Source organism: Marinimicrobium sp. C2-29, from assembly GCF_038419845.1.
Classification (GTDB): domain Bacteria; phylum Pseudomonadota; class Gammaproteobacteria; order Pseudomonadales; family Cellvibrionaceae; genus Marinimicrobium.
In genome coordinates this window covers 91,719-118,379 of record NZ_JBCAQT010000012.1, presented here as the reverse complement: position 1 = coordinate 118,379, position 26,661 = coordinate 91,719, and the positions used below count along the sequence as shown (strand labels likewise).

The following is a 26,661-nucleotide window of genomic DNA, read 5'->3' as shown; positions in this document are numbered from 1 at the left end:
ACATGGACGACGCTTCACGACTCTATCTCTCCGGCATGGGTATGATTAATGCCTTGGGTGGCTCGGCTCCCATGGTGTGGGCCGCGGCTGGCGCCGGCATCAACCGCTACACCCTCTCCCGATTTGTTGACGATAACGGTGACCCCATACGTCTGGCCCCCGTGCCCGATGCCGTCTTTGATCAGCCCGGCTGGGAGATTGATGAGGGTGACCAATACAGCGAACCCCAGGATCATGCCATCAAGATGGCGCTTCATGCGCTGGCGCAGATAACGGAGCAGGGCGCTCTTCCCGCACAGGCGCCTCTGGTTTTGGCGATGAATGAGCCGGAGCTGGAAGCCGACTGCCTTCCGCTGGACAAACTGAAAGCCAATCTGGCCCTGTCCGGTCATGCCTGGTTGAACCCCGAACTTTTGCGGAGCTTGCACTCAGGGCGCGCGGCCGGTATTGAGGCGATGGAATTTGCCTATGATTATCTGGCGGACGTTTATCCGGATGGCATGGTCATCGGCGCGAGCGACTCACCGAACAATTACACCCGCCTGCGTGTGCCTGAGCAGCAGAATCGGCTGATGACCCTGGGCCCGACCGACGGCTATGTGCCAGGGGAGGGCGCCGCCTTTATTGTGCTGACGGCCGAGCCGCGTAAGGCGATGGTAGAGGACGGAAAAGTTCTGGTGGTTCATCCGCCGGGGCTGGCTCAGGAGCCCGGCGATTGGTTTTCCGATGAGCCCTATCTGGGGGAGGGACTGGATGCGGCCTTTAAAGCGGTATTGGAGCACTACGCCGGGCCGCCCATCCACAGCATCTACAGCAGCATGAACGGCGAGCGCTACTGGGCCAAGGAGTATGGGGTCGCGATGATTCGTAGCCAGAAACGGCTGGGTGACGCGCACCTGGTTCATCCCGCCGAGTACTACGGTGACCTCGGTAGTGCCACGGCCCCGTCGTTGATGGCTCTGGCCGCGTTTGATCTGCTGAATAATCCGAACGCGGACGCGCACCTGGTGTACAGCTCTTCGGACACCGGCTTGCGCGGGGCGCTGATACTGGAAAAACGCGATTTGGCCAGGGAGAGGACTGAAGGAGGAGCGATATGACTGAGATAGGAGAAGGCGTGTTTGTGCCGGAGCCACCGAAGAGTAGTGGGGAAGAGGGTGAGGGCAAGAAGAAGCTCAAGGTCAGGCTGTTGCTGTTTTTTGATGGCACGGCGAATAACCGAACCAATGTTGAGGAGCGGGAGAATAACACCGAGGTGTATCGGGATCTGGCCGATCAGTGGGTGGAACTGAAGGCTTATCAAAGCTATAACAATGCCAAGTCCAATATTGCACTGCTCGAGGAGCAGCTCGACCCTGAAAAGCCGCCGAAATCTTTCGATCACGCCTTATCGGTTTACACGGAAGGGGCCGGCACGGAGGACCGTGAACATGATCGCCGGAGAGGGTTGACGCTGGGCACGGGATCTACCGGTATTGAGGAAAAAGTCAAGAAAGGTATCAACGTTGCAGTGACGGAGCTGGACACGCTATTTCAAAGCGCGGAAGAGGATGCCGTTCTGGAAAAGCTGGCCATTGATCTCTTTGGTTTTAGCCGAGGCGCGGCGAGTGCGCGTCATTGTGTTCACCGGCTGATGGATGAGGGTGGGGAGCCTATTGCTGAACAATTGGAAGTCGAGGGGTTTCCAGCGGAGAAAATCGAGATCAATTTTGTCGGGCTGTTTGAGACTGTATCGTCTCACGGCCTGTCTTTCAGTAACGATGTGGGTGCGCTCAAGCTGGATGCCATACGCCGAGCGAAGCGCGTGGTTCAACTCGAAGCTTCGGAGGAGTATCGGGAGAACTTCTCCCTGACGACCATCAAGAGTGCTGGGGGTAAGGGACGGAGAATCTGCCTTCCCGGGGCGCACAGCGATATCGGAGGCGGCTACCGGGACGGTGAAGAAGCCCAGATTGTATTCAAGGGGGCTCAGCGGGACCGGCATGCAGATCGGGACTGGCTGTTGGGGCAGGGCTGGTATCGGCCCGGTGAGCTGACCCTGCCTACCTCTCGCAATACCTTGAACTACGTGATTCATGCGAAGAGAGCGCTGGTGAAGGCCAGCTACAGCAAGATCCCCCTTGGTATGATGGCGGACTTTATTAAAGAGGAGGGGATGAAAATGAATTCAAAAGAATTTCCCAATATTGTCGATTTGAGAGAAGAGTCTGCGGAGCTTCGGGAGTTGGAGGGCCGAATAAAAGCTTATGTGGGATCGGTTTCGGACTCCAGGCCGGAGGACTGGCAGGTACGAGACCCATTGCTTTACATTATTCGCCACCAGTACCTACACTTATCGGCACACTACTCGGGGGTGGGCATGGCGCCCAGACTTAAAAGCGGACAACGCAGGCGGCAATACCATGAAGGTTAAGGCACGGCGCCGAACCACACTGATATCGGCTTTTTTACTGTTACTCGGTTGTGAGGACCCTATGACCAAAGCGGATTGGATGGCCTCGGAGTCGGCCCCCAAAGACTATCCGATGAAGGTTGTCTCAGGAACATTTTTATACCCCGGAAAAGATCACGGACTTTATGTGCCCAGCGGAAAAACCGTCTACGGTGGCTGGGGCAAGTCGATTTCCACCCATGTGGTGGGTCCGGACCAAAAGCCATTGCCGGATCGGCTGCACATCACCTACTATTCCTACCTTGAAGACCAGTTTTATCGGGGAGAGTTTGATTTACCCTATGAAACCATCGTCAAGATGTTTAATGAGGGCTTTCAAAGTCACAAGACTCCGCCAAAAACCAAGCGCTACCATAAGATTGCCGTGGGTATGGCCCCGGGAGGGTCTGTTGCCGTCTGGTTGATTGGTGCCGGTAAAACCACCGAAATCTTCTTTGGTCAAGCCGACCCCATCGACTATGACTGGAAGAAGTACTGGACTGATTCCTTCATGAATGACCACCCAAAGCCACGGGAAGACTACTATGAGGACTCGCTGGAGCAGTTCCTCACGCCAGAAGAGCGAAAGCGCCTGGAAGAAGAGGGCATTCCCTTCGATAAGTGGTCGCGAATGCGCACCCACTACCACTGGCGACCCAAGTTCTTTCGCATGACGGGCCCTGACAGTCCGGGGACGATCAACTACGTCAACGGTGAGCTCTATCACTTGCGCTACCCACTCAGCGAAGAAGATGCCGCCAAGCCCAGACCCTTGCCCAAGCGCATGAGTTTTCACAGTGGAAATTATTTATACATTATCCACTTCGACGAAGACGAAATGCTGGAAGTGTTCGAAAAGATGGCCGACGGCGACAACCCGCTCTACCTCGATATCGCCCCCGGCCTTCCCAGGTCCGAAACCGCCATTCGGGTGAGAAATAAAGACGACGAGCATATCGATCTCGAGAAGATCACGGTAGAGGAGATCAATTAACGTTCTTAAAAAGTAAAAAGGGGACGGAGGGATTAAAAATTGAACAAATTGGTCAAATTAAAATCCCTCCGCCCCCTTATTAGGTCTAGGCCAGCTTGGTTAACCGGTTGGGGGCATCCTCTACCGCGATCTCCTGGCTGTCAGGATCAATGGGCCACTTCAGCGGAGCGAAGTGTTCGGTTAACGACATGTCCGGACAATCTGCCGCGACTCGGTTCCATTCCGCTTGTGCTTCAGGGCCCAGTTCCAGCTGAATGGTATCGATAATAGCTTCCTGAAGATCTGCAATGGGAGTGGTGTCGAAGTGCGGGCCCGACTTGTTTTTGCTGTAGATTCTCGGGTCGAAGGTTACTTTTATAAAGTGTTTGTCGGTAACGGGAAAGAGCAGCAAGTCCACTGGGGCTGTTAAGTGATTGCCATACCCCACTTTATAAATCGTACAGCGTGCCCCAGAAACGGGCAGATCCCGCAATGGCCTCCAGTTCATAGGGCCTCGGCACGGAAAGCCAGCATCAACACCGCTGTGCCCGTATTGTGCGTTCAGGAAGTCCGCCACCACATTCTCAAAAACGCGTGGATGAAAAAAGGATGCGTTTTGATACTCATGGTCTTTATCACGCCCCACAATAGTTACAGCCATGACCAGCTGAGCTTTGGCTCCAGTCATCCAGGGTCCCCAAAAAGCCCATTCCCGTCGAAATATCGTCCGCGAGCGCCAGAAATTATTGGCCATTACGTCACTCGCATATGGCTGAAGGCCTCCGGACAACTCATCATGCTTGTACTTGTTGGGCTCCGTGCTAATGTTTTGTCGCCGGTGAGGACTGTGTTTTGGAGCACCGAACTTTAGTCGACTACCCCCAATGGTGAAGCTTATCGGTTGAGCATTTGATATGCTCGGCCCACGAGGAGTGCAAGAATTATCGCGCTTTCGCCAATCTAGTGGTAAATACTTGACAGAGTTCCACATACAATCACCCTTTTCTACCTAGGCGTTTAAACTTGTGCGCATGGGGTTGCACGATATCCTCCGCGATGGCGCGCGCCTAGAGCAGCAGATGCCGTTCCAGTCGCACTTCCCAGCGCTGAGGTGATTGCCGACACCATGGGGAACGTCCCGCCAAGGAATCCGCCCGCTGCGGCACCTACCCCCGACACAACAACCATCTTACCAACGGTTGTCCAACGAGCTTTGCGGTGGGCTTTAGCCTAAGAAGGGGACGGAGGGATTAAATAATAGACAAACTGGTAAAGTTAACATCGCTCCGTCCCTTACATTCAACGCTCCGTTGGACCTGTCGATATCAAGGCGCGTACTGCCATTGATCAGGGACGAGTCTGTGGGTGCTGGTGGTGACGTAGGTCTGGTTATTGGCGTGGAAATTAAAGCCTATTTGGCAAGTTTTAATCGAATATCTCTCACGGATCGGCTTGTTTAGATAGTCAGGCCGCGCCGCTATTGAGATATCTTCGCTCTTCCTCGAGAGTGGCGTTGTCCCACTTCAACGGAGGAAAGCCCTTGACCAGGTTGGTATTGTCCAGCCCGGCCAGCGCCCTGACTTTTTGGGCTTTGGCTTCGGGAGACAGTTCCAGTTGAATGCTGCTGATAATATTGTCCATCAGATCGAGCATTGGCTCAATACTTACCCGCTTGTCTAGTTCCGAGCGAGGCAGACCAAGTATTCGGCTGGGCATAAAATGTAGCTTGGCCATAACGTTATCCGCAATGGGAAAGAACATTAAATGACTTATTGTTCTATGAGCTGAAAAATCTCTTGGAGTCGCTTCCATTTTGACCGCGTTGACTGGTAAATGACGCAGAGGCTGCCAATTAACTGGTGCATCAAATTCCTGAATGTAACCGCGAGTTACACTTAAATGATGCGAATACATGAAGGTTAAATACTCGCCGATGAACTGTTCCATTGCTCGAGGATGAAACAACGACATAGAACTGGGGAAGTTAACCGCTTTAATGAAGTCAAACGACAAATTCAGCTCTGCCACGGTGCCGGAGAACCAAGGGCCGCAGAAGGCCCAGGCGTGGTAGAAAAACTGTAGTTTCTCAAAATGATCTTTCAGTCCCGCTTCAGCCTTGTGGTCGCTATACATGCTGCAAAAAGGCAACGTGCCATCCGAATAGCGAGCTGATCGGTAGTGGTGATCGGGCAGTCTCGGTAAGTGATTGGAGCGGCGAGGGCTATGCCGGGGTGCTTTAAAACTGATATACGTGCCATCCACGTCACTGCGGAAGGTTCGCGCCCGGCGAAAATCGGGGCCTTTGGGGACGACTAACTGTTTTGGTTGCCGCAGTTTTAGGCGAAAATTCATCATCGGCCAGATCCTTTATTTGTACTTTTTGCCTTTGAGTTTTTGGGCGCCAGACTGCACGGTAGTGCTTACATAGTACATGGCGCCACCCAACCCCACAATGCCGGCGGCGGTGGGTCCTAGTCCGAGAACACCAAAAGCGGCGCTGGCTGTCGATAGGCCAAACAGCCCGGTTTTAAGCGCCCCTTGGGCTGAAACATCCGAGCGCAAGTGGTTGCCAGTGATCTCTGAAGGGCGTAACCCAGCTATCTTACCTTTCTCGGCCAACGTCATCTTAAGATCTGCGGCCATTTTTAAAGCTTCGGAACTGCTAGAGGTGGGGCGGTTGAGGAACACAGAGTGTTTATCCAACTTAATGTTTTGGCCCTTTAAAACCTGCAAGGCGCGCGTCAGCACCGCCGAGCCACCCCAGTCGGCGAACCAAAGTACTCCTTGAACATCCCGCGATCTATGCATGGTATTGGCCAGCAGGGTGGCAGATTCCACCAAGGCCTGATCTTTCGAAGTGGCTAAGGCATCTTTGGCCTTCTTCAGACCCACTATCCCACCGTCGCCGGGGGTATGGTGCAAGTCAAATCCTGAGTTTCTCACCATGTCTTTGATGGTGGTGTTGATCGTAGTCAAATCATCACGTGCCGCCTGGGCGACTTGGTGAGGGTCATTATTCGCCCTGTCACCAATCACCACGGGACGATATTTCTCGTTTAGAATGCGCCCGTCTTTCTGGAATATCGGGCGCTCTTCTGCGTCCTCCAGCACCCGCCAGAGTCCTGGTTTCTGCTTGTTCTCCTGGTGCTGTAGATAATTCATGTCCGCTTTCAGCGTCTGCAGTAGGTAGGTTCCATCCGTACGATCTTCCAGGGTAGCAGTTACTCCCGGCAAGACCACGTAAAACAGCCCCTTTCCGTAAGCTAGGTTGGTTTCCTTTTCCACATAGATATTGTCCATGTGCAGTCGGCCGGAGGCCAGTCCCCTGATGCCTTTGACAACGAGACCGGCCCAGTAATTGCCGTTGGAAAGTGCGACCAGCTGATTAAATACCGGCAGCGCTTGCGGAGAACAGGAGACACGTTTGCCTGCGGACTGGCCGGCGATAGTGGCGGGTTTACGGTCCATTGAGTCTAGACGATTTTGCTGAAGCATTAATTACTCTCCTTTTGATCCTTTTAATGCTGGTTTAAGCTATTGATTGTATATTCCGTTCTATCCGGTGTCCACAGTCGTATTTTATACCTTTCAGGATCTCAAAGCCCTACGAGAAAATGCTTCGCAATGACAGCGCGTTTGCGATGTCGTTTTTTGGTTTAGACATGCGCCACTTCGAATGTAGGTATACGAATTCAGTGAGGAGTCATTCTGCGATAGCTGCAATTAATGTGATGTGTGTCACAGAACGCATTTGATCGCGTAGTGTAGAACGAAAGTGCACGGTATCTTTATTATCGCTGTTCTGTGAAGCATAGAACCTACTTGTTTCAAGTAGGGAGCAAAGGATTGTTTTCGACCAACCTTTTCTACCAGGCAATTATAAAGGAGCTATATATGCCAAGGCGAGCACGCCATTATCTTGCCGGCTTTCCGTACCACATTGTCCAGCGCGGAAATAATCGCCAGAACTGCTTCCTGGATGATGAGGATCACCAGTTCTATCTGGAGCTCTGGCAAAAGCAGTCCGAACGCTACGGCGCTCAGGTTCATGCCTACTGCTTGATGACCAACCATATTCATTTTTTGGCTACGCCTCTGGAAGAAGATGCGTTGTCCGCCACCATGAAAGTGGTCGGCAGCCGCTACGCGCAGTTCGTCAACCGAAAATATGAAAGAACCGGAACCCTCTGGGAAGGACGCCACCGCGCCAGCCTGATCGAGACCGGTCGTTACCTTTTGTGTTGCTATCGCTATATCGAACTGAATCCGGTTAGAGCCGGTATGGTGAGCGCCCCCGAGGAGTACCCCTGGTCGAGTTATGCCGCCAATGCCCTGAACCAGGAGAGCTGGATTGTGCCGCACTCCGATTACTTGTCTCTGGGAAGTACTGAGGAGGCTCGGTCACAGAACTATCAATCGCTGTTCAACCAACAACTTAATCACGAAGACATCAAACGGTTTCGAAAAGGTGCTCACTACTGTCACCCGGTCGGCAGCCAGGCGTTTCTGGAAGAAGTCGAGTCCAGATACAACCTCAGAGTCGGCAAGATGGGTCTCGGTCGCCCACGGAAAAGGGAACGACTCAATAAAGGGGATCAATAAAGGGGACGGAGGGATTAAAAAATGATCAAATTGATCAAAATAAAATCCCTCCGTCCCCTTTTTGGGGGTCAGGATTCGCCGAGGAAGCCGCCGGACTGGTGGGACCAGAGTTGGGCGTAGAGGCCGCGGTGGGCGATGAGCTCGGAGTGGGTGCCTTGCTCGACGATTTTGCCTTTGTCCAGGACGATGAGGCGGTCCAGGGCGGCGATGGTGGAGAGGCGGTGGGCGATGGCGATCACCGTTTTGCCTTCCATCAGGCGGCTGAGGTTGGACTGGATGATGCTTTCCACTTCCGAGTCCAGGGCGGAGGTGGCTTCGTCCATGATCAGGATGGGGGCGTTTTTGAGCAGCACCCGGGCGATGGCGATGCGCTGGCGTTGGCCGCCGGAGAGTTTGACCCCGCGCTCGCCCACGTGGGCGTCGTAGCCGGTGCGGCCCTCGGCGTCGCTCAGGCCCTGGATGAAGTCATGGGCTTCGGCCTGGCGGGCGGCTTCGATCATCTGCTCTTCGGTCGCGCCCGGTTTGCCGTAGAGCAGGTTGTCGCGCACGGAGCGGTGGAGCAGGGCGGTGTCCTGGGTGATCATGCCGATCTGGGCGCGCAGGGTTTCCTGTTGCACTTGGCAGATGTCCTGACCGTCAATCCGGATCTGGCCTTTTTCCAGATCGTAGAAGCGCAGCAATAGGTTGACCAGTGTGGACTTGCCCGCACCGGAGCGACCTACCAACCCGATTTTTTCGCCGGGCTTGATGTCCAGTGAAAAGTCTTCCAGCACGCCTTCGCTGTCGTCGTAGTGAAAGCTGACGTTGTCCAATTCGATTCGACCTTCCTGCACTTCGAGCGGCTGGGCCTGCTCTTTGTCTCCGACTTTGCGTGGATGGGACAGCGTATTGATACCGTCTTTGGCGGTGCCGATGTTTTCAAACAGGGTGGAGACTTCCCACATGATCCATTGCGACATGCCGTTCAGTCGCAGAATCAGGCCCATGGAGGCGGCAATGGCACCGACGGACACAAGGTTGGCGCCCCAGAGCCAGAGTGCCAGCGCGGCACTGGAGAAGATCAGCAGGGCGTTGATGGTCCAGACACCGCTGTTGAGCAAGGTGGCCAGACGCATCTGCGGGTAGACGGTGTGCAGAAACCGGTCCATGCCCGAGCGGGCGTAGTCGGACTCGCGCCGGGAGTGGGAGAAGAGTTTGACCGTGGCGATGTTGGTGTAGGTATCGACCAGGCGCCCGGTCATGTCGGCCCGGGCGTTGGCCTGGCGGGTGGCGACGGCGGACAGGCGCGGCAGGAAAAAGCGCAGGAGCGCCACATAGGCGACAAACCAGACGGCCAGGGGAATCATCAGTCTCAGGTCGAGCGAGCCGAGCAGGAGCATCATGCTGGTGAAGTAGACGAGCACGTACACCAGAATATCCAGCAATTTCATCACGGTTTCGCGCACGGCGAGGGAGGTCTGCATGACCTTGGTGGCGATGCGCCCGGCGAATTCATCCTGAAAAAAGCCGACGCTCTGACCCAGCAGGTAGCGGTGTGCCTGCCAACGGATGATCATGGGGTAGTTGCCCAACAGAGTCTGGTGAATCAGCATGGAGTGGAAAAACACCGTGACCGGTATCGCGAACAGCACCACCGCGCCCATCAGAAACAGGTGAGTTTTGTGTTCTTCCCAGAGGCTTTGCGGTGAATGCTCGCCCAGCCAGTCGACCACCAGCCCCAGAAACTGAAACAGGGCGACTTCCATCACCGCGATCATGGCCGCCATGATCGCCATGATGATCAGAAAGCGTCCGGCCCCTTTGGTGTAATGACGGCAGAAGTCGTACAGCCTTTTGGGCGGCTGCTTTGGCTCTTCCGGCGGAAAGGGTTTGAGTAGGCTTTCAAAAAAGGCGAACATAGTCAGTCAGCGGCTCAGAAATGGAGGCAAGTTGAGAGCCGTTATACTACAGGTTTTTGCGAGGCAGGCGTAGGGTGAAAGGGAGGCACCCGCCGGTTTTTTGATCAATTGATGGGGAGTGAGAATGCGACGATTGCTGGTGGTCTTTGGTGCCGGGGCTCTGGGTGGTCTGGTGAACAGTCTGGTGGTCTGGCTTTTCGGATTTTATGACATCAATCAGTCGCTGGGCGTGGAGATTACCCCCGCGCTGACCCCGGATTGGTTGTATCCGCGGGTGGTCTGGGGTGGCCTCTGGGGCTTTCTGTTTCTGTTGCCGATGTTGCGCAGCCGGATGCTGGCGCAGAGTTTTGTGTTGAGTCTGTTCCCGACGATTGTGCAGTTGTTGGTGGTGTTTCCGTACCAGATGGGTGTGGGGATTGCCGGGTTTCAGTTGGGGTTGCTGACGCCGGTGTTGGTGGTGTTTTTCAATTGGGTGTGGGCTTTGACCGCGGCGGTTGCGTTGCGGTTGGGGCGGTGATGGTAGAGGCGGAAAGTGGGGTTGTGGCGGATGCGCTTGACGCTCCGATACGTCGGACCGATCCGCCCTACAGAAACCTCGAGGGTCGCATCCGCCACAACAACTCCTTCTAATATTAACCGGCCAACTTGCCCGCACGGTAATCGTTGATGGCTTCCTCGATTTCATCCGAGGTGTTCATCACGAAGGGGCCGTACTGGGCGATGGGCTCGCCGATGGGCTTGCCGGCCAGCACCAGCGCGCGGGCGCCCTTGTCGCCGGCGGTGAGGGTGAGCTCATCCCCGTCGCTCAGGATACCGGCGCTGCCGCTTTTCAGCTGGCGCGGTGGTTCGCCCACGGTCAGCTCCCCTTCGAACACGTACAGAAAGGCGTTCAGGCCTTTTGGCAGCGCCTGGTCAAAGCGGGCGCCGGCCGGAAGCTGCACATCCCAGTAGCGCGGCTCGGTGCTCAGGCCCTGGATGGGACCCTCCGCAACCTGATCGCCCACACTGACGGCGCCGGCGATGACTTTCACCTTGCCGCCGTTGGCCAGATCCAGCCTCGGAATGTCGTTGGCCGGAATGTCGCGATAGTGCGCTGGCTTCATCTTCTCCGCCGCCGGGAGGTTCAGCCACATCTGAAAACCGTGCATGCGGCCTTCTTCCTGTTGCGGCATTTCCGAGTGGATGATGCCGCGACCGGCGGTCATCCACTGAACGTCGCCACTGCGCAGGTTGCCCTGATTGCCCATGTGGTCTTCGTGCAGCATGTGACCCTCGAGCATGTAGGTCACGGTTTCGAAACCCCGGTGCGGGTGCGACGGGAAGCCGCCGATGTAGTCGTCCGAGCTTTCGGAGTTGAACTCGTCCAGCATCAGGAAGGGGTCAAGGCGCGCCTGCTGGCTTTGCCCCAGGCTGCGTCTGATTTTCACCCCGGCACCATCGCTGGTGCCGAGTGCCGGAATTAACTGTTGCAGTTGGCGTTGCATGATTGCTACCTCCAATAGAGGCCGTTATTACGCGGCCGCCAGTTGTGTGATTTCGGCCTGAGCACTTTCCAGAGCTTTCTCTTTGTGGTCACCGCTCATGGCCATGCCTTCGGCGTAAACAAAGTGGGTGTCGGTCAGCCCCAGGAACGCCAGGAAGGTATTCAGGTAGCCGGTCTGCGAGTCGGCGTCCGTCCCCTGATAAATACCACCGCGCGCGGCAAAAATATACACCGGCTTGTCGTCCAGCAGACCTTCGGGGCCGCTGCTGGTGTAGCGGAATGTCTCGCCCGAGCGTGCCACATGATCAAAGTAGGCTTTGAGGGTGGAGGGTACGCCGAAATTGTACATGGGCACACCGAAGACCACTGCATCGGCCCTACGCAGCTCGTCGATCAGTTGATCCGAATAAGCCACAATCTCTTCCTGCGCTTGGGTGCGCTTGTCCGCCGGGGTGATGAACGCATTCAGGCGCTCGGCATCCAGGTGCGGAATGGCCTGACGGGCCAGATCGCGCACGATCACCCGACCGCCGGGGTTGCGCTCGCGCCAGCGCTCGGTGAATTGGTTGGCCAGCGCACTGGAATGTCCCTGGTCGCCCGACAGGCTGCTGTTGATCTGCAGTAATGTAGCCATAACGCGTCTCCTTGAAGAGGTTTGAGTAGACTGAATGTCTATGGGCTTATTAAACGATTTGACGAGCGAATGATAAACAGCGATATTTAGCTAGGTTTGATCGAAAAATTTGATGTATGGAGGTTTGCCTGTGGAACCCAGGGTCAGTCTGGAGCAGTGGCGCGCGTTTCTGGCGGTGATTGACGCCGGCGGTTACGCCAAAGCGGCGGAGCAGTTGAGCAAGAGTCAGTCGGCCGTGTCCTACGCCATCTCTCAGCTGGAGACCGCGCTGGGTGTGGCGGTGTTCGAGTTGCAGGGGCGACGGGCGGTGCCCACGGCGGCGGGCGATATGCTGTCCCGGCGTGCCCGGCACCTGTTATTGGAGGCCGAGCGGCTGGAGAGCGCGGCCTGTCAGCTGCACAATCAGGTGGAACCGCTGATCAGTGTGGCGGGGGATGTGATTGTGCCCCCGAGCCAGGTGCTGGCCTGTTTGAGCCACTTTGCCGAGCGCTTTCCGGAAACCCGGGTTGAGCTGTATGAGTCTGTGATGGGCGGTACCGAGGACGCGCTGGTGCAGCACAAGGTGGATCTGGCGATTGCTGCCCGGGTGCCGCCCGGATTCTCCGGCGAGTATCTGATGTCGGTGACGTTTCGCGGGGTAACCAGTCCGGAGCATCCGTTGCAGAAGCTGGGCCGGCCCGTCAGCTTTGAGGATCTGCGTCATTACCGCCAGTCCATCGTGCGCGATTCGGGCATCCACCGGCGCTATACCGAGGGCTGGCAGGAGGCCGAGCAGCGCCTGACAGTGAGCCACATCCACACCTCGCTGGAGGCGATTCGTCTGGGTTTGAGTTACGCCTGGCTGCCGGAGGCGTACCTGCATGAAGATCTGGAGCAGGGACGCCTGAAGCTGTTGCCCATGGAGACCCCGAGCGAGCGGGTGCATGCGTTGTATCTGATTTTCGCGGATCGGGAGTTGGCCGGGCCGGCGGCGCGGCATTTGGCGGAGGTGCTCCAGGCGCGGTTGCCGTTAATGTAGGTTTTGGCGGATGCGCATTAGGCTCGGAGACGTCGGACCGATCCGCCCAACGGATGGCCTGGTGGTTGTTTGGGCGTTTTGTGGCGGATGCGCTTGACGCTTATCCGCCCTACGATAACTTCGTACCAAGGTTGCCCGTAGGGCGGATAAGCCTAAGGCGCATCCGCCACAGAATAGCCGAGGTTATTCGCCCGGCAAGCCTCCGCGTGTCAGCTTCTCCGGATCGAGGAGCTGTTCCAGCTCGTCGCGGGGGAGGTCGGTTTCCTGTTCGGCGACGTCGATGATGGGGCGGCCTTCGGCGTAGGCTTTTTTGGCGATGGCGGCCGCTTTGGCGTAGCCGATGATGGGGTTGAGGGCGGTGACCAGGATGGGGTTGCGGGCCAGGGCGGCGTTGAGGTTATCGGCCCGGACGGTGAAGCTGGCGATGGTTTTGTCCGCCAGGGCGGTGCTGGCGTTGGCCATCAGGGTGGTGCTGCTGAGCAGATTGTGGGCCACCAGCGGTAGCATCACATTGAGCTCGAAGTTGCCCGACTGGCCCGCGACGGTGATGGCCGTGTCATTGCCCATGACCTGGGCGCTGGCCATGGCGACCGCTTCGGGGATCACCGGGTTGACCTTGCCGGGCATGATGGAGGAGCCGGGCTGCAGCGCTTCCAGTTCGATTTCTCCCAGACCGGCCAGCGGGCCGGAGTTCATCCAGCGCAGGTCGTTGGCGATCTTCATCAGGGACGTGGCCAGGGTTTTCAGTGCGCCGGAGGTGGCCACGGCGGTGTCCTGACTGCCCTGGGCGGCGAAGAAGTTCTCGGCCGGGGTGAACACCAGGCCCAGGTTCTCGGTCAGTTGCCGGGTAAAGCGCGCGGCAAACTCCGGGTGGGCGTTGATGCCGGTACCCACGGCGGTGCCGCCCTGGGCCAGGGCGCAGAGCTGATCCAGGGCCTGATGCAGGCGCTGCTCGTTGCTCTCGATCTGATTCGCCCAGCCGCGCAGGCTCTGACCCAAAGTCACGGGCATGGCATCCATCAAGTGGGTGCGACCGGTTTTCACCACCTGATCCAGCTCTCCCGCACGCGTCTCCAGAGTCGTGCGCAGATGCCGCAGGGCGGGCAACAGCTGGGTATTGAAGGCGAGGGCGGTGCTCAGGTGGATCGCCGTGGGAATCACATCATTGCTGCTCTGGCTCATGTTGACGTGGTCATTGGCGCCTACCGTCTGGCCGCAGCTCTCGCTGGCCAGATGAGCCACAACTTCGTTGACGTTCATGTTGGTGCTGGTGCCGGAGCCGGTCTGAAACACATCCACCGGAAACTGGTCGGCATGGCGGCCGGCGATGATGGCATCGCAGGCGGCGACAATGGCGTTGGCCGGCACCTCCTCCAGCAGTCCCAGTGACTGGTTGGTCTGCGCGGCGGCTTTCTTGATCTGGGCCACGGCCTGGATGAACCGGCCGGGCAGGGGGGTGCCGCTGAGGGCGAAGTTGTCGATGGCCCGCTGGGTCTGGGCCCCGTAGAGTGCCTCCGCGGGGACCTGAATCTCTCCCATACTGTCGGTTTCTGTGCGGTAATCGCTCATGGCTCGGGCTCCCTAAACGGTGAGTGAATAGATTTCACTTTAACTAATGGACTTTAACTGTATCTCTCAAGTATCTGAATTACCTGGGGATGATAGCTGCTGCCAAACAGGTTCAGGTGGTTCAGCAGGTGGTAAAGGTTGTGCAGCGGTACCCGTTCCTGCCAGCCCGGCTCCAGCGGATGAACCTCCTGGTAGCTCGCATAGAAGTGGGGACCAAAGCCACCGAACAGTCGGGTCATGGCGATTTCGGCTTCGGGCCAGCCCCAGTAACAGGCGGGGTCGATCAGCACGGGCGCGCCCTGTTCATCGTTGTGAATGTTGCCCGCCCAGAGGTCACCGTGCAGCAGGGCCGGCGACTGCTCGGGAATCAACTCCGGCAAACGCTGACAGAGCCGCTCCAGCTGTTCGAATTCGCTCTGGGTCAAATGCCCGGCCTCCTCGGCCAGCTCGCCCTGATAGAGCAGCCGCTGGTCGATATAGAATGAGTGCCCCTTGTCGCTGCGGGGGTTGGGTTGCCGGTTGGTGCCGCAATAGTTGTCCCGGGTGAAGCCGAAGGCGGGGGCGGGCTGGTTGTGAAGCTCGGCCAGGCCGTGCCCCAGCTGCTCCCAGTAGTCCGGGCGGCGACGGCCCGCCTCGATGTATTCCATGGCGATGAAGGCCGGCTCGGCGGCGTAGACCTCCGGAACCCGAAGGGTCCGGCTGTCGCGCAGGGCGGCGAGGCCGGCGGCCTCGGCGGGGAAAAAATCACTGGGCGCTTCGGGTTGTTGCTTGACGCACAGGGCGCGGCCGTCGGTGGTGACGATCCGTTCGGTCTGGCAGATGTCACCCCCGGCCAGTACGTCGCGCCGGTCGATGTCGGTGTTAAAGGTGCTTTTGAGCCACTGTTTTACGTCGTTCATGATCCGTCGGGTCCGTTCGTTGGTACATTCGGGTCATTTTGTTGTCAATGGTGGGCGGAGCCCATCATCCGTAGGGTGGGGTTTCCCCACCGGGGCCAATCGTAGGGTGGGGTTTCCCCACCTTGTTTTTTGGTGGGCGGAGCCCACCCTACACTCTGGTGCGGGCAGGGTTTACAATGCCCTGTTCGTCTTCTGCTTCGATTCCGATCATCAAGGTATCCCGTCTCCATGTCCAAGAAGTTTGTGGTTCAGAGCAATTTTCAACCCGCCGGCGATCAGCCCAAGGCAATTGCCGGCCTGGTGAAGGGGATCGACGCCGGTCTCGCGCACCAGACCCTGCTCGGGGTGACCGGTTCCGGCAAGACCTTCACCATGGCCAATGTGATCGCCTCCGTGCAGCGGCCTACCTTGATTATGGCACACAACAAAACACTCGCGGCCCAGCTGTACGGCGAGTTCAAGGAGTTTTTCCCCAATAATGCGGTGGAATACTTCGTCTCCTACTACGACTATTACCAGCCGGAGGCCTATGTGCCCTCGTCCGATACCTTCATCGAGAAGGACGCCTCCGTCAACGAGCATATCGAGCAGATGCGCCTGTCCGCCACCAAGGCGTTGATGGAGCGCAAGGACGCCATTGTCGTGGCGACGGTCTCCGCCATCTACGGCCTGGGTGATCCGGATTCCTACCTGAAGATGGTGCTGCACCTGGTGCGCGGTGACAACGTGGACCAGCGCCAGATCCTGCGGCGCCTGGCCGAACTGCAGTACACGCGCAACGATACCGACTTTCAGCGTGCCACCTACCGGGTGCGCGGCGATGTGATTGATATTTACCCGGCCGATTCGGAATACGAGGCGATCCGGGTCGAACTGTTTGATGACGAGATTGAACAGATCTCCATTTTTGACCCGCTCACGGGCGAAGTGCAGGGCAAGGTGGCCCGGGCCACGATTTACCCCAAATCCCACTATGTGACGCCGCGCAGCACCATTGTGGATGCCATTGAGCACATCAAGGTGGAGCTGGAAGAGCGCCTCAAGCAGCTGCGGGACAATCACAAGCTGGTGGAGGCTCAGCGGCTGGAGCAGCGCACCCGCTATGACCTGGAGATGATGCAGGAGCTGGGCTACTGCAACGGCGTGGAGAACTATTCACGCTATCTGTCGGGGCGCGAGCCGGGCATGCCGCCACCCACGCTGTTTGACTATCTACCCGATGAAGCGCTGCTGATCGTGGACGAATCCCACGCGACCATTCCCCAGATCGGCGCCATGTACAAGGGCGACCGCTCGCGCAAGGAAACCCTGGTGGAGTATGGCTTCCGGCTGCCCTCGGCGCTGGATAACCGGCCCATGCGGTTCGAGGAGTGGGAGCGGCTGGCGCCCCAGATGATTTTTGTCTCGGCCACTCCGGGACCCTATGAGCAGGAGCACTCCGGACAGGTGCTGGAGCAGGTGGTGCGGCCCACCGGTCTGGTGGATCCGATGATTGAGGTACGCCCGGCCACGACCCAGGTGGATGATGTGCTCTCGGAAATCCGGCTGCGGGTGGATCTGGACGAGCGGATTCTGCTCACGGTGCTGACCAAGCGCATGGCCGAGGATCTGACCGAGTATCTGGCCGAGCACGGAGTGCGGGTACGCTACCTGCACTCGGATATCGATACGGTCGAGCGGGTGGAGATCATCCGCGATCTGCGCCTGGGCGAATTTGACGTGCTGGTGGGCATCAACCTGCTGCGCGAGGGCCTGGATATGCCCGAAGTCTCGCTGGTGGCGATTCTGGACGCGGACAAGGAGGGCTTCCTGCGCTCCGAGCGCTCGCTGATCCAGACCATCGGCCGGGCGGCCCGTAACCTCAACGGTCGGGCGATCCTGTACGCGGATCGGGTGACCGGCTCCATGCAGCGGGCCCTGGACGAAACCGAACGGCGTCGGACCAAGCAGCTGGCGCACAACGAAGAGCACGGCATTACCCCGATTGGCATCCGCAAGAGCGTGACCGACATCATGGAAGCCGGGCCGGTGCCGGGCTCCGGCGGCCGAGCCCAGCGCAAGGCGGCGGTGGCCGAGAAGCGGGCCCGCTATGAAATTGAAGCCACCGATGGCGATGTCATGAAGGCGGTGGCACGCCTCGAGAATGCCATGCATCAGGCGGCCAAGGATCTGGAGTTCGAGGAGGCGGCCCGTCTGCGCGACCAGATTCAGAAGCTGAAGCATCTTGGCGCTGCGTGATGGTGGAGCCGGGCACTCAATCGTCCCTGTTTGGCGGTGAATCCGCACCGGACCAGCCGGAACAGCTGATCCGCGAGGACGGCGATGTCCGACTGTATCGACACTGGTGGTCGGAGGAGGTGGCGACCGAGCTGTTCGCGCGCCTCAAAGAGGAGCTGGCCTGGCAACAATCCCACATCCGTATGCACGGAAAGGTGGTTGCCGTGCCCCGACTGGATATCTGGTATGGTGACCCCGGTCGCCGTTATCGTTATTCTGGCGTCCAGTTCGACCCGGAGCCCTGGACGCCCACGCTCAAAGCGATAAACGGTGAGTTAAAGGCGCGAGAGGGCTTGACCTTTAATAGCGTCTTGGCCAATCTTTACCGGAATGGTCAGGACAGCGTGGCCTGGCACAGTGACGATGAGCCCGAGCTGGGGCGCAACCCGGTGATTGCCTCGCTCAGTCTCGGCGCCGAGCGGCGGTTTTCCCTGCGGCATAAAACGCGACGGGACCTGTCGCCGGTGCGCCTGGATTTGCCGGCTGGATCCCTGTTGATCATGGCGGGGACGACGCAGCACCACTGGCAGCATCAATTGGGCAAGACCGCGCGGGCGGTCGGCCCACGAATTAATCTGACGTTTCGAACGGTGTTCGAACGTTGAGCTTTGAATTATCATACGTTTAATGGAGAAGACTGACAGTCATCGAGGGAGCGGGCGTGTGGCCAGTTCCTTCACGCCTGCTCCCATTGCGACGCAGTCGATTCAATAAGAACAAGCGGAACACACTGGCAAGAGCCAGTTGGGGGCTAAAGTTGACAAAGATTCTCGTTGTGGACGACCACGACCTGGTACGCATGGGCATCGTGAGAATGCTGGCGGACGTGGACGGTTTTGAAGTGGTCGGCGACGCCAAAAGTGGAGAAGAGGCCGTTTCCAAGGCCCGACAGTTGGCGCCCAATGTGGTGCTGATGGATGTGAAAATGCCCGGTATGGGTGGTCTTGAGGCGACCCGGCGCCTGCGCCAGGTCAATCCCGAGATGAAGATCATTGCCGTCACCGCCTGTGACGACAGCCTTTATCCGACGCGCTTGATGCAGGCCGGTGCGGTGGGCTATGTGACCAAGGGCGCGGAGTTTACCGAAATCACCGATGCCATCAACAAGGTGATTCGCGGCGACCTGTACATGAGCAACAGCATCGCCCAGCAGCTGGCCCTGAAGAATTTTGGCGGGGAGGGGGAGTCCAGCTCGCCGTTTGAAAAGCTGTCCCAGCGGGAGCTGCAGACCGCCATGTTGATCGCCAACGGCCAGAAGGTGCAGGACATTGCCGATACTTTCTGTGTCAGCCCCAAGACTGTGAACAGCTACCGCTATCGCATTTTCGAGAAGCTCGATATCAACAGCGATGTGGAGTTGACCCTGCTGGCAGTAAAACACGATTTCCTGGATCCGGAAGCGGTGGTATAGCCACCACCAAAATGAGTAGGGTGGGCTCTGCCCACCGTTCGTTTTTCGGGGTGGTGGTGGGCGGAGCCCACCCTACGGTGGGGTTTTTCCGCCGCCGGTAGGGTGGGGTTTCCCCACCATGGTCTTCTGGTGGGCGGAGCCCACCCTACGGTGGGGTTTTTCCGCCGTCGGTAGGATGGGGTTTCCCCACCATGGTCTTCTGGTGGGCGGAGCCCACCCTACATCCAAATCTGGTATTCTTGCCCCCCATGACTGCCCCCGACGTATTTGACCACAAGCGCTTTCTCGCCAACACCACCCAGCAACCCGGCATTTACCAGATGTACGATGCGCAGGGTGGTCTGTTGTATGTGGGCAAAGCCAAAAATCTGAAAAAACGCCTCGCGAGCTATTTCCGTCCGACCGGGCTCTCCCCGAAAACGGCCGCGCTGGTGGCCAAAATCCAGCAGATTGATGTCACGGTCACTGGCAGCGAAACCGAAGCGCTGATTCTTGAACAGAACCTGATCAAGTCCAATCGTCCGCCCTACAATATTCTGCTGCGGGACGATAAGTCCTACCCCTATATTTTTCTGTCCAGCAACGACACCTTTCCACGCATCAGCTTTCACCGGGGCTCCAAGAAAAAGCGCGGTGAATACTTTGGCCCTTACCCCAATGTGGGCGCGGTGCGCGACAGCATGAATTTTCTGCAGAAAACCTTCATGGTGCGCCAGTGTGAAGACAGTGTGTTCAGAAACCGTTCGCGCCCCTGCCTGCAGTACCAGATCGGTCGCTGCACCGCTCCCTGTGTCGACTACATCAGCGCCGAGGATTACGCCAGCGATGTGCGCCATACCCGCATGTTCCTCCGGGGCGAGAGCGATGAGCTGATGCGCGAGCTGGCGGACCAGATGGAGGCGGCCTCGGTAGCGCTGGAGTTTGAGCGGGCGGCGGCGATTCGCGATCAGATTACCGCGCTGCGCGCCATCCAGTCGCAGCAGCTGATGGAGGAGGGTAGTGGCGACCTGGATGTGATTGCGGTGGTGCTGCAGGCCGGATTGATCTGCGTACATGTGCTGTTTGTCCGGCGCGGCCGGATTCTGGGCAGCCGGAGCTTCTATCCCAAGGCCAGCCTGGCGGATTCGGAAAGCGAAGTGTTGAGCGAGTTTCTGCCGCAGTTTTATCTGGCGAGCGAAGGCCGGGAGATTCCACGGGAAATTGTGGTGAGTCACCCGGTCGAGAGTGCCGAGGTGCTGGTGGATGCCTTGCGTCAGGCGTCCAACCGCCAGATTCACTTGACCGACAAGGTGCGTAGCCACCGCGCCCAGTGGTTGCAGATGGCTGCGACCGCCGCGCAGCAGAACCTGGCCAGCCGGGTGAACAGCCGTCAGAACAGCATGGACCGCTTTCTGGCGCTGCAGGATGCGCTGGGTCTGGATGAAATGCCCCAGCGGCTGGAGTGCTTTGATATCAGCCACAGCAGTGGTGAGCTGACCCAGGCTTCCTGCGTGGTGTTCGATACCAACGGGCCGCTCAAGTCCGATTATCGCCGGTTCAATATCGAGGGGATCACGCCGGGTGACGATTACGCGGCCATGGCCCAGGCCCTGCAGCGGCGCTATACCCGTCTTCAGAAAGGCGAGGGCAAGTTGCCCGATATTCTGCTGATCGATGGTGGCAAGGGGCAGTTGGGGAAGGTGCGCGAAGTGTTGGCGGAGCTGGGGGTCAATGACGTGCCGCTGCTGGGTGTGGCCAAGGGCTCGACCCGCAAGGCCGGCTTTGAAACGCTCTATTGGGATGAAACCGATGAGGAGATCGTCATGCCGGGCGATTCCTCGGCGCTGCACCTGATTCAGCACATTCGCGACGAGGCCCACCGTTTCGCCATCACCGGGCACCGCGCCCGGCGCGACAAGAAGCGTCGCACCTCGACCCTGGAAGATGTGCCCGGCATCGGCGCCGGTCGGCGGCGGGAGTTATTGCGCTATTTTGGCGGTCTGCAGGAGGTGCAGAAGGCGAGTGTGGCGGATTTGAGCAAGGTACCCAGCATCAGCCGCCGCTTGGCGGAGGAGATTTATGAGCATTTTCATAGTGGTTGAGGGGGGTGCGGCGGTTGGGCATCGGCGGATGCGCATACAGTTCCGAAGCGTCGGACCGATCCGCCCAGCGAAACCACCGTGCCATTTTTGACCTTATGGCGGATGCGCTTGACGCTTATCCGCCCTACGGGAGACCGTGGCACGGAGTAGCTGTAGGGCGGATAAGCCTAAGGCGCATCCGCCGTTTACCGAAATAGGGATATGGTGCCCGGAGCCGGACTTGAACCGGCACAGCTGCGATAGCCGGCAGATTTTAAGTCTGCTGTGTCTACCTATTCCACCACCCGGGCTAAGGGAAGGTGTAAAAGTGGAGGCGCGAGCCGGAGTCGAACCGGCCTAACCGGATTTGCAATCCGGGGCATAACCGCTTTGCTATCGCGCCTTATTGAAGAGGGCCGAATTCTATCGGAATCGGCTGAAAAATCCTAGGGTTTTCTGGCACTTATCCCGAAATTCTTGTGGCTCAAGCCGATTTATGGCTCCTCCGGCTCGTCCTCGGGAGTCGCGGTGGCGCGCATATAGGGCCAGGCGGCGCGCAGGTAGAGGATCATGGACCAGAGGGTGAGGCCGGCCGCGCCGTAGAGGGCGATGTAGCCCACCCAGAGCAGCAGCGGAATGTCCGCCAGCAGGACGATCAGGGCGGTCATCTGCATGGTGGTTTTGATTTTTCCGATATAGGAGACCGCGACGCTGGCGCGTTGACCCAGCTCCGCCATCCACTCGCGCAGGGCGGAGATCACGATTTCACGACCCACAATGACAATGGCCGCAGCGCTGAACCAAGGGGACTGGTGCAGGCCTACCAGCAGCACCAGGGCGATGACCACCATCAGCTTGTCGGCTACCGGATCGAGAAAGGCGCCAAACGGGGTGCTCTGATGGTATTTGCGTGCGACATAGCCGTCGGCCCAGTCGGTGATGGCCGCGACACTGAAAATCAGGGCCGAGACGAAATGCGCCCAGCCAAAGGGCAGGTAGAACACCACCACGAACAGTGGGATGAAGACGATGCGTACGAGTGTCAGTTGGTTCGCCAGGGTCATGGAGCGGGTCTGTCTCTGAGGCTGGTTGTCGGGGCGGACCACAGTGGCGGAGGCCGCTGGGCACATCGTTGTGATGGGCGAATGATACAGCCGTCAGAGACCGCTGGCCAGCCCGAAAAACGACTCGGCACCCCGGGAGCCGGCGCCCGGGATGTCAGGGGGTCGGGCGCTCGGGAATGGCCCGATCGAGAGCACCGATGTCCAGGAAAGGAGAGGCGTCAATATCCTTGGCGTCCATCATCTCTGCCACCCGCTGCAGTGAGGCCAGGATCATGCTCTGTTCCCACTCATCCAGCTCCCGGAACCGGCGGACAAAATTGTCCTGCAGGGCGGTCGGGGCATTTTCCAGTATCTTGCGCCCGTGAGAGGTCAGCCTGGGGTGGACCTTGCGCTTGTCGGTCTCGGAGCGGACCCGCTCCACCAGCTCGCGTTTCTGCAGGCGGTCCAGAATGGTGGTGACCGTCGCCTGGCTCAGGCTCATGTCCTTGGCCAGATCGCTGATGGTCATCTCCCCCTTGTTCTGCACGATCTGCAGCAGCAGCAACTGGGGGCCGGTCACGCTCATGGTCTTGACCAGCTGTTTGGAGTGCAGGTCGGTGGCGCGGATGACCCGGCGCAGGGAAACCAGCACCTGCTCGATCTTGTCGGAAGTGCTCATGGCTTTGAAAACAGCGCGATTCTGCTCCGCTTTGGAGGCCAGGCAGGTGGCCTCGGAGTGGGGCGCGTCGGTGTTCTGGTCGGTCATGTTGATGGCTCCTTAACAATTCCGGTTTGTCAGTGGTGTGCTGGACTCGTCATAAACCTTAGTGTACTATAGATATATCTTTAGTTCCCTAATTATTTCAACTCAAAGCAACATTGAGTGGTTTCTGATGGGTCTTGAAAGGCCTGCTAGACTTGATGTGTTGGGGTTTGCACCCATAGACCCTATAATGTTTTTACTTGGTGAAGGATCTGATATGAACGACAAACCCTCAGACAATCTGGAGTTTCGTCGCCCCACGGCCGAAATGGGGTACCCCCTCCATCGCCTGATTGCCGACAGCCCGCCCCTGGACCCCAATTCCATCTATTGCAATCTGCTGCAGTGCTCCCACTTCGCCGACACCGGTGTGGCGGTGTTTGATGGCGAGCAGCTGGTGGGTTTTGTCTCCGGTTACGTCCTCCCCAACAAGCCGGACACGCTCTTTGTGTGGCAGATCGTCATCTCGAGCGAGGCGCGGGGCAAGGGCCTGGCCAAGCGCATGCTCAAGCACCTGCTGGAGCGTGAGGCCTGTGTCGATGTACGCTATATCGAGACCACCATCACCCCCGATAACGAAGCGTCCTGGGGGCTGTTCCGCAGCCTGGCGCGGGACCTGGATACCGAGCTGGACAGCGAAGTTTATTTCGAGAAGGACACGCATTTTGGCGGTCAGCACGACGATGAGCACCTGCTGATCATTGGCCCCTTTCACGTTGAGCGGGGCTCGGAAGTTTAACCCTTAATGATCGATTAACAGACTATTGGAGTAGCATATGATCGTCCGCAAATTACAAGACGCTGAAAAGTCCAGCCGCAAAATCGAATCCACCGGTTTCGACAGCACCCGGCTGCTACTGAAAAACGACAATATGGGATTTTCATTCCATATCACCACGATTTACCGCGGTGCCGAACTGCATCTGCATTACCAGAACCACCTGGAGTCTGTGTACTGCATCAGCGGCAAGGGTGAGGTGGAAACCCTGGATGATGGCAAGGTTTACCCCATCGAGCCGGGCACCATTTACATCCTGGACAAACACGACAAGCACATTCTGCGTGGCTTTGAAGAGATGAAGATGGCCTGTGTTTTCAATCCGCCGCTGCATGGCAACGAGAAGCACAACGCCGAAGGCGCCTATGAATTGACCGGCGACGAAGTGTCCGACTGATCGGAAGCGCTTGGTAGGTCGACCCGGTCGTCAATGTTCACAGAAACAGACACGACCGGATTATTAAGTCCAAAATGGAGGAACTATGTCACATACCGTAGAGAAAATCGGCGGTACTTCAATGAGTGAGTACGAGGCCGTGCGCGACAATGTCGTGCTCAAGAACGGTAGAGACGAAGATCTGTATAACCGCATCTTTGTGGTTTCCGCCTATGGCGGCCTGACCGATCTGCTGTTGGAGAACAAAAAGAACGGTCAACCGGGTGTTTACGGTCTGTTTTCCAGCACCAATGACGACGACCCCTGGATGGAAGCCTTTGATGCGGTGCGCAAGAAGGTGCATGAAATCAACAAAATGTACTTTGCCGATACCGAGCTCCTCAAGGAGGCGGACGATTACATCAAGCTGCGCCTCGATGATGCCGAGCGCTGCCTGACCGACCTGCAGCGTCTGTGTCAGCACGGTCACTTTGAGCTGAACGCGCACCTGTTCACCGTGCGCGAAATGCTCGCCAGCATCGGCGAGGCGCACAGCGCCTGGAACATGGCCCGACTGCTCCAGCGCGATGGTGTCAATGCCCGGTTTGTCGACCTGTCCGGCTGGAAAGCCGACGGCGCGCTGCCGCTGGATGAGATGATCCGCAAGTGCTTTGAGGGTATCGACTTCGCCAAAGAGATCCCCATTGTCACCGGCTACACCCACTGTAAAGAGGGCCTGATGGCCAGCTTTGACCGTGGCTACAGTGAGATGACCTTCAGCCGCATCGCGGTTTTGACCGGTGCTCACGAAGCGATCATTCACAAGGAGTTCCACCTGAGCAGTGCGGACCCCCGTCTTGTCGGTGCCGACAAAGTGGTTCCCATTGGTCGCACCAACTATGACGTGGCGGACCAGCTGGCCAACCTGGGGATGGAAGCCATTCACCCCCGCGCCGCCAAAGGCCTGCGTCAGAGTGGTATTGCCCTGCGGGTGAAAAACACCTTTGATCCGGATCACGCGGGTACGCTGATCACTGGCGATTACGTAAGCGAGAAGCCCTGCGTGGAGATCATTGCCGGTCGCAAGCGTCTGTACGCCATCGAGTTGTTCGACCAGGACATGATGGGTAACATCGAGAAGTACGACTCGGGTATTCTGCATGAGATTTCACGCTTCAAGGCGCACGTGGTGAGCAAAGACATCAATGCCAACACCATCGTGCACTATGTCTCGGGCAACCTGAAAACCGTCAACCGGATCCGTAATATTCTGGAAGAGAAGTACCCGGATGCGGAAATTGACGTGCGCAAGGTCGCCGTCGTCTCCGCCATTGGCAGTGACATGAAGGTGCCCGGCATGTTGGCCAAAACCGTCTCGGCACTGTCGTCAGCCAATATCAGCGTATTGGCGATGCATCAGTCGATCCGTCAGGTGGATATGCAGTTTATTATCGACGAGGACGACTATGAGCTCGCTGTGCAGAGCCTGCACCGTTGCCTGGTAGAAGTACATGACCACGGTGACGCCATATGCGCCGCCTAGCTCTGCTGACGACGTTTATGATGCTACTGCCTGTCGGGTCCGCGTTCGGCGATGAAGAGCCGGACGCGGGCCGACAGCGCGTGGCCGAAGAGATCGACAAGCTGCAGGAACCCATGTACAACCCGTTCATTGAGCGCTACATGCTCGATGAGCTGAAACAACTGCGGGTGGATCTGTCCAACCAGCGGGCGGATCTGATCCAGCAGGTGGTGGATCGAGAGATTTCCTCCATTGATCGCGGAGTGACCTACGCCACCAACACGGTGACCTATTTTTTCTATCTGATTGCAGCGGTGAGCTCCATTCTGGTGCTTCTGGGGTGGAATTCCATTCGCGACATCAAGGAAAAGATGAGTCACCTGGCGGATGAGGAAGTCGGCAAGCTGGTCAATGCCTACGAGGTCCGCCTGCGGGGCATTGAAAAGCAGCTGACACAGAAAACGCAGCATATTGATGCCAATCGGGAAGAGATTGAGCGCACGCAGGAGCTGCATTCGCTCTGGTTGCGCGCCAATCTGGAGCACACGCCCGCCAACAAGATCGCCATCTACGATCAGATTCTGCTGATGAAGCCCGAGGATTGTGAGGCCTTGGCCTACAAGGCCGATGTGGTTCTGGAGTTGGGTGAGCCGCAGTGGGCGGTCAACCTGTGTCAGCAGGCGCTGGCCATTGATTCCGATAACGCTAATGCGTTTTATCAGCTGGCCTGTGCCCACACCACCCTGCATCACTACGATGACGCCGTCCACTTTCTGGGCGAGGCACTCAGGCGCGCCGAGAGCTATCGGGACGCGGTGATGGAAGACCCCGCACTCTTCCCACTGCACGATCTGCCGGCGTTCAGGGAGCTGCTCGGCCAACCCCTGGCCGAAGAACCCAAGGGTGATAACAGCTGAGCTTTTG

General features: G+C 58.0%; 24 protein-coding genes and 2 tRNA genes. 14 read left to right on the top strand and 12 right to left on the bottom strand.

All coding sequences use genetic code 11. The features are described 5' to 3' along the window. Window positions 1–2 precede the first annotated feature (2 nt). The 3 genes from AAE484_RS12935 to AAE484_RS12925 all read left to right on the top strand — a co-directional run bounded on the left by AAE484_RS12935 (window position 3) and on the right by AAE484_RS12925 (window position 3,425). Entirely contained in the window at window positions 3–1,100 is a 1,098-nt protein-coding gene (locus tag AAE484_RS12935; RefSeq protein ID WP_341938821.1) for a hypothetical protein, read from the top strand. Continuing rightward, the gene (locus tag AAE484_RS12930) at window positions 1,097–2,413 is read left to right on the top strand and encodes a phospholipase effector Tle1 domain-containing protein (RefSeq protein ID WP_341938820.1); all 1,317 of its coding nucleotides are present in this window, start codon (window positions 1,097–1,099) and stop codon (window positions 2,411–2,413) included. The genes AAE484_RS12935 and AAE484_RS12930 overlap by 4 nt, the downstream gene beginning before the upstream one ends. A gap of 61 nt (window positions 2,414–2,474) precedes the next feature. Next, the gene (locus AAE484_RS12925; protein ID WP_341938819.1) at window positions 2,475–3,425 is read left to right on the top strand and encodes a DUF2931 family protein; all 951 of its coding nucleotides are present in this window, start codon (window positions 2,475–2,477) and stop codon (window positions 3,423–3,425) included. 85 nt (window positions 3,426–3,510) lie between these two features. Here AAE484_RS12925 and AAE484_RS12920 read toward each other — a convergent pair whose 3' ends face one another. The 3 genes from AAE484_RS12920 to AAE484_RS12910 form a co-directional block, all read right to left on the bottom strand. Next, a complete protein-coding gene (locus tag AAE484_RS12920; protein WP_341938818.1) occupies window positions 3,511–4,158 on the bottom strand; it encodes a hypothetical protein in 648 nt (215 codons plus the stop codon). 710 nt (window positions 4,159–4,868) lie between these two features. Next, window positions 4,869–5,759 carry a hypothetical protein gene (locus AAE484_RS12915; protein ID WP_341938817.1) on the bottom strand — a complete coding sequence of 297 codons (891 nt, stop codon included), beginning with the start codon at window positions 5,757–5,759 and terminating at the stop codon, window positions 4,869–4,871. 12 nt (window positions 5,760–5,771) lie between these two features. After that, window positions 5,772–6,899 carry a hypothetical protein gene (locus tag AAE484_RS12910; RefSeq protein ID WP_341938816.1) on the bottom strand — a complete coding sequence of 376 codons (1,128 nt, stop codon included), beginning with the start codon at window positions 6,897–6,899 and terminating at the stop codon, window positions 5,772–5,774. 399 nt (window positions 6,900–7,298) lie between these two features. Between AAE484_RS12910 and AAE484_RS12905 the strand changes: the two genes are divergently transcribed. Further along, window positions 7,299–8,006: a transposase gene (locus AAE484_RS12905; RefSeq protein ID WP_341938815.1), complete on the top strand. Its 708-nt coding sequence runs from the start codon at window positions 7,299–7,301 to the stop codon at window positions 8,004–8,006. A 68-nt stretch (window positions 8,007–8,074) separates the two neighbouring features. On the opposite strand, the gene AAE484_RS12900 is transcribed toward AAE484_RS12905, so the two are convergent. Next, window positions 8,075–9,904: an ABC transporter ATP-binding protein gene (locus tag AAE484_RS12900; protein WP_341938814.1), complete on the bottom strand. Its 1,830-nt coding sequence runs from the start codon at window positions 9,902–9,904 to the stop codon at window positions 8,075–8,077. Between the two features lie 124 nt (window positions 9,905–10,028). Between AAE484_RS12900 and AAE484_RS12895 the strand changes: the two genes are divergently transcribed. After that, complete coding sequence (locus AAE484_RS12895) at window positions 10,029–10,421, top strand: hypothetical protein (RefSeq protein ID WP_341938813.1); 393 nt, start codon at window positions 10,029–10,031, stop codon at window positions 10,419–10,421. A gap of 115 nt (window positions 10,422–10,536) precedes the next feature. Here AAE484_RS12895 and AAE484_RS12890 read toward each other — a convergent pair whose 3' ends face one another. Then, the gene (locus AAE484_RS12890) at window positions 10,537–11,388 is read right to left on the bottom strand and encodes a pirin family protein (RefSeq protein ID WP_341938812.1); all 852 of its coding nucleotides are present in this window, start codon (window positions 11,386–11,388) and stop codon (window positions 10,537–10,539) included. Window positions 11,389–11,415: 27 nt separating this feature from the next. After that, on the bottom strand, window positions 11,416–12,021 hold the full coding sequence (locus AAE484_RS12885; RefSeq protein ID WP_341938811.1) for an FMN-dependent NADH-azoreductase: 606 nt from the start codon (window positions 12,019–12,021) through the stop codon (window positions 11,416–11,418). Window positions 12,022–12,151: 130 nt separating this feature from the next. Here AAE484_RS12885 and AAE484_RS12880 point away from each other — a divergent pair, with 130 nt between their 5' ends. Then, complete coding sequence (locus tag AAE484_RS12880; RefSeq protein WP_341938810.1) at window positions 12,152–13,039, top strand: LysR family transcriptional regulator; 888 nt, start codon at window positions 12,152–12,154, stop codon at window positions 13,037–13,039. A 183-nt stretch (window positions 13,040–13,222) separates the two neighbouring features. Here the strand turns inward: AAE484_RS12880 and AAE484_RS12875 are convergent, their stop codons facing one another. Both AAE484_RS12875 and AAE484_RS12870 read right to left on the bottom strand, forming a co-directional pair. Further along, window positions 13,223–14,608, bottom strand: coding sequence for a class II fumarate hydratase (locus AAE484_RS12875; RefSeq protein ID WP_341938809.1), 1,386 nt, complete (start codon window positions 14,606–14,608; stop codon window positions 13,223–13,225). A gap of 53 nt (window positions 14,609–14,661) precedes the next feature. Beyond that, window positions 14,662–15,507 carry a fructosamine kinase family protein gene (locus AAE484_RS12870; RefSeq protein WP_341938807.1) on the bottom strand — a complete coding sequence of 282 codons (846 nt, stop codon included), beginning with the start codon at window positions 15,505–15,507 and terminating at the stop codon, window positions 14,662–14,664. A gap of 228 nt (window positions 15,508–15,735) precedes the next feature. Here AAE484_RS12870 and uvrB point away from each other — a divergent pair, with 228 nt between their 5' ends. The 4 genes from uvrB (at window position 15,736) to uvrC (ending at window position 21,276) form a co-directional block, all read left to right on the top strand. Next, window positions 15,736–17,745 carry an excinuclease ABC subunit UvrB gene (gene uvrB / locus AAE484_RS12865; protein WP_341938806.1) on the top strand — a complete coding sequence of 670 codons (2,010 nt, stop codon included), beginning with the start codon at window positions 15,736–15,738 and terminating at the stop codon, window positions 17,743–17,745. Beyond that, the gene (locus AAE484_RS12860) at window positions 17,745–18,389 is read left to right on the top strand and encodes an alpha-ketoglutarate-dependent dioxygenase AlkB family protein (protein ID WP_341938805.1); all 645 of its coding nucleotides are present in this window, start codon (window positions 17,745–17,747) and stop codon (window positions 18,387–18,389) included. The genes uvrB and AAE484_RS12860 overlap by 1 nt, the downstream gene beginning before the upstream one ends. A 170-nt stretch (window positions 18,390–18,559) precedes the next feature. Beyond that, window positions 18,560–19,195, top strand: coding sequence for a response regulator (locus AAE484_RS12855; protein ID WP_445928857.1), 636 nt, complete (start codon window positions 18,560–18,562; stop codon window positions 19,193–19,195). A 248-nt stretch (window positions 19,196–19,443) separates the two neighbouring features. Then, complete coding sequence (gene uvrC / locus AAE484_RS12850; RefSeq protein ID WP_341938803.1) at window positions 19,444–21,276, top strand: excinuclease ABC subunit UvrC; 1,833 nt, start codon at window positions 19,444–19,446, stop codon at window positions 21,274–21,276. Window positions 21,277–21,478: 202 nt separating this feature from the next. Here uvrC and AAE484_RS12845 read toward each other — a convergent pair. The 4 genes from AAE484_RS12845 to AAE484_RS12830 form a co-directional block, all read right to left on the bottom strand. Then, a tRNA-Leu gene (locus tag AAE484_RS12845) sits at window positions 21,479–21,566 on the bottom strand. Window positions 21,567–21,584: 18 nt separating this feature from the next. Continuing rightward, window positions 21,585–21,658 (bottom strand) — tRNA-Cys (locus AAE484_RS12840). 91 nt (window positions 21,659–21,749) lie between these two features. Further along, the gene (gene pgsA, locus AAE484_RS12835) at window positions 21,750–22,319 is read right to left on the bottom strand and encodes a CDP-diacylglycerol--glycerol-3-phosphate 3-phosphatidyltransferase (protein ID WP_341938802.1); all 570 of its coding nucleotides are present in this window, start codon (window positions 22,317–22,319) and stop codon (window positions 21,750–21,752) included. Window positions 22,320–22,473: 154 nt separating this feature from the next. After that, window positions 22,474–22,977 carry a MarR family winged helix-turn-helix transcriptional regulator gene (locus tag AAE484_RS12830; RefSeq protein ID WP_341938869.1) on the bottom strand — a complete coding sequence of 168 codons (504 nt, stop codon included), beginning with the start codon at window positions 22,975–22,977 and terminating at the stop codon, window positions 22,474–22,476. Between the two features lie 301 nt (window positions 22,978–23,278). Between AAE484_RS12830 and ectA the strand changes: the two genes are divergently transcribed. The 4 genes from ectA (at window position 23,279) to AAE484_RS12810 (ending at window position 26,654) form a co-directional block, all read left to right on the top strand. Beyond that, window positions 23,279–23,800 carry a diaminobutyrate acetyltransferase gene (gene ectA / locus AAE484_RS12825; RefSeq protein WP_341938801.1) on the top strand — a complete coding sequence of 174 codons (522 nt, stop codon included), beginning with the start codon at window positions 23,279–23,281 and terminating at the stop codon, window positions 23,798–23,800. Between the two features lie 37 nt (window positions 23,801–23,837). Further along, a complete protein-coding gene (locus AAE484_RS12820; RefSeq protein ID WP_341938800.1) occupies window positions 23,838–24,236 on the top strand; it encodes an ectoine synthase in 399 nt (132 codons plus the stop codon). An 85-nt stretch (window positions 24,237–24,321) separates the two neighbouring features. Then, window positions 24,322–25,758, top strand: a complete 1,437-nt coding sequence (locus AAE484_RS12815) for an aspartate kinase (RefSeq protein ID WP_341938799.1) — start codon at window positions 24,322–24,324, stop codon at window positions 25,756–25,758. Next, window positions 25,746–26,654 (top strand): CDC27 family protein, encoded by a 909-nt coding sequence (locus tag AAE484_RS12810; RefSeq protein ID WP_341938798.1) that lies wholly within the window; start codon window positions 25,746–25,748, stop codon window positions 26,652–26,654. Before AAE484_RS12815 ends, AAE484_RS12810 begins: the two co-directional genes overlap by 13 nt. Window positions 26,655–26,661: the final 7 nt, after the last annotated feature.

What these genes read in the sequence shown, in the direction of transcription:
- AAE484_RS12935 (WP_341938821.1), top strand. Translation starts at nt 3, where the DNA reads ATGGACGACGCTTCACGACTCTATCTCTCCGGCATGGGTATGATTAAT.
- AAE484_RS12930 (WP_341938820.1), top strand. Translation starts at nt 1,097, where the DNA reads ATGACTGAGATAGGAGAAGGCGTGTTTGTGCCGGAGCCACCGAAGAGT.
- AAE484_RS12925 (WP_341938819.1), top strand. Translation starts at nt 2,475, where the DNA reads ATGACCAAAGCGGATTGGATGGCCTCGGAGTCGGCCCCCAAAGACTAT.
- AAE484_RS12920 (WP_341938818.1), bottom strand. Translation starts at nt 4,158, where the DNA reads ATGGCCAATAATTTCTGGCGCTCGCGGACGATATTTCGACGGGAATGG.
- AAE484_RS12915 (WP_341938817.1), bottom strand. Translation starts at nt 5,759, where the DNA reads ATGATGAATTTTCGCCTAAAACTGCGGCAACCAAAACAGTTAGTCGTC.
- AAE484_RS12910 (WP_341938816.1), bottom strand. Translation starts at nt 6,899, where the DNA reads ATGCTTCAGCAAAATCGTCTAGACTCAATGGACCGTAAACCCGCCACT.
- AAE484_RS12905 (WP_341938815.1), top strand. Translation starts at nt 7,299, where the DNA reads ATGCCAAGGCGAGCACGCCATTATCTTGCCGGCTTTCCGTACCACATT.
- AAE484_RS12900 (WP_341938814.1), bottom strand. Translation starts at nt 9,904, where the DNA reads ATGTTCGCCTTTTTTGAAAGCCTACTCAAACCCTTTCCGCCGGAAGAG.
- AAE484_RS12895 (WP_341938813.1), top strand. Translation starts at nt 10,029, where the DNA reads ATGCGACGATTGCTGGTGGTCTTTGGTGCCGGGGCTCTGGGTGGTCTG.
- AAE484_RS12890 (WP_341938812.1), bottom strand. Translation starts at nt 11,388, where the DNA reads ATGCAACGCCAACTGCAACAGTTAATTCCGGCACTCGGCACCAGCGAT.
- AAE484_RS12885 (WP_341938811.1), bottom strand. Translation starts at nt 12,021, where the DNA reads ATGGCTACATTACTGCAGATCAACAGCAGCCTGTCGGGCGACCAGGGA.
- AAE484_RS12875 (WP_341938809.1), bottom strand. Translation starts at nt 14,608, where the DNA reads ATGAGCGATTACCGCACAGAAACCGACAGTATGGGAGAGATTCAGGTC.
- AAE484_RS12870 (WP_341938807.1), bottom strand. Translation starts at nt 15,507, where the DNA reads ATGAACGACGTAAAACAGTGGCTCAAAAGCACCTTTAACACCGACATC.
- uvrB (WP_341938806.1), top strand. Translation starts at nt 15,736, where the DNA reads ATGTCCAAGAAGTTTGTGGTTCAGAGCAATTTTCAACCCGCCGGCGAT.
- AAE484_RS12860 (WP_341938805.1), top strand. Translation starts at nt 17,745, where the DNA reads ATGGTGGAGCCGGGCACTCAATCGTCCCTGTTTGGCGGTGAATCCGCA.
- uvrC (WP_341938803.1), top strand. Translation starts at nt 19,444, where the DNA reads ATGACTGCCCCCGACGTATTTGACCACAAGCGCTTTCTCGCCAACACC.
- pgsA (WP_341938802.1), bottom strand. Translation starts at nt 22,319, where the DNA reads ATGACCCTGGCGAACCAACTGACACTCGTACGCATCGTCTTCATCCCA.
- AAE484_RS12830 (WP_341938869.1), bottom strand. Translation starts at nt 22,977, where the DNA reads ATGAGCACTTCCGACAAGATCGAGCAGGTGCTGGTTTCCCTGCGCCGG.
- ectA (WP_341938801.1), top strand. Translation starts at nt 23,279, where the DNA reads ATGAACGACAAACCCTCAGACAATCTGGAGTTTCGTCGCCCCACGGCC.
- AAE484_RS12820 (WP_341938800.1), top strand. Translation starts at nt 23,838, where the DNA reads ATGATCGTCCGCAAATTACAAGACGCTGAAAAGTCCAGCCGCAAAATC.
- AAE484_RS12815 (WP_341938799.1), top strand. Translation starts at nt 24,322, where the DNA reads ATGTCACATACCGTAGAGAAAATCGGCGGTACTTCAATGAGTGAGTAC.
- AAE484_RS12810 (WP_341938798.1), top strand. Translation starts at nt 25,746, where the DNA reads ATGCGCCGCCTAGCTCTGCTGACGACGTTTATGATGCTACTGCCTGTC.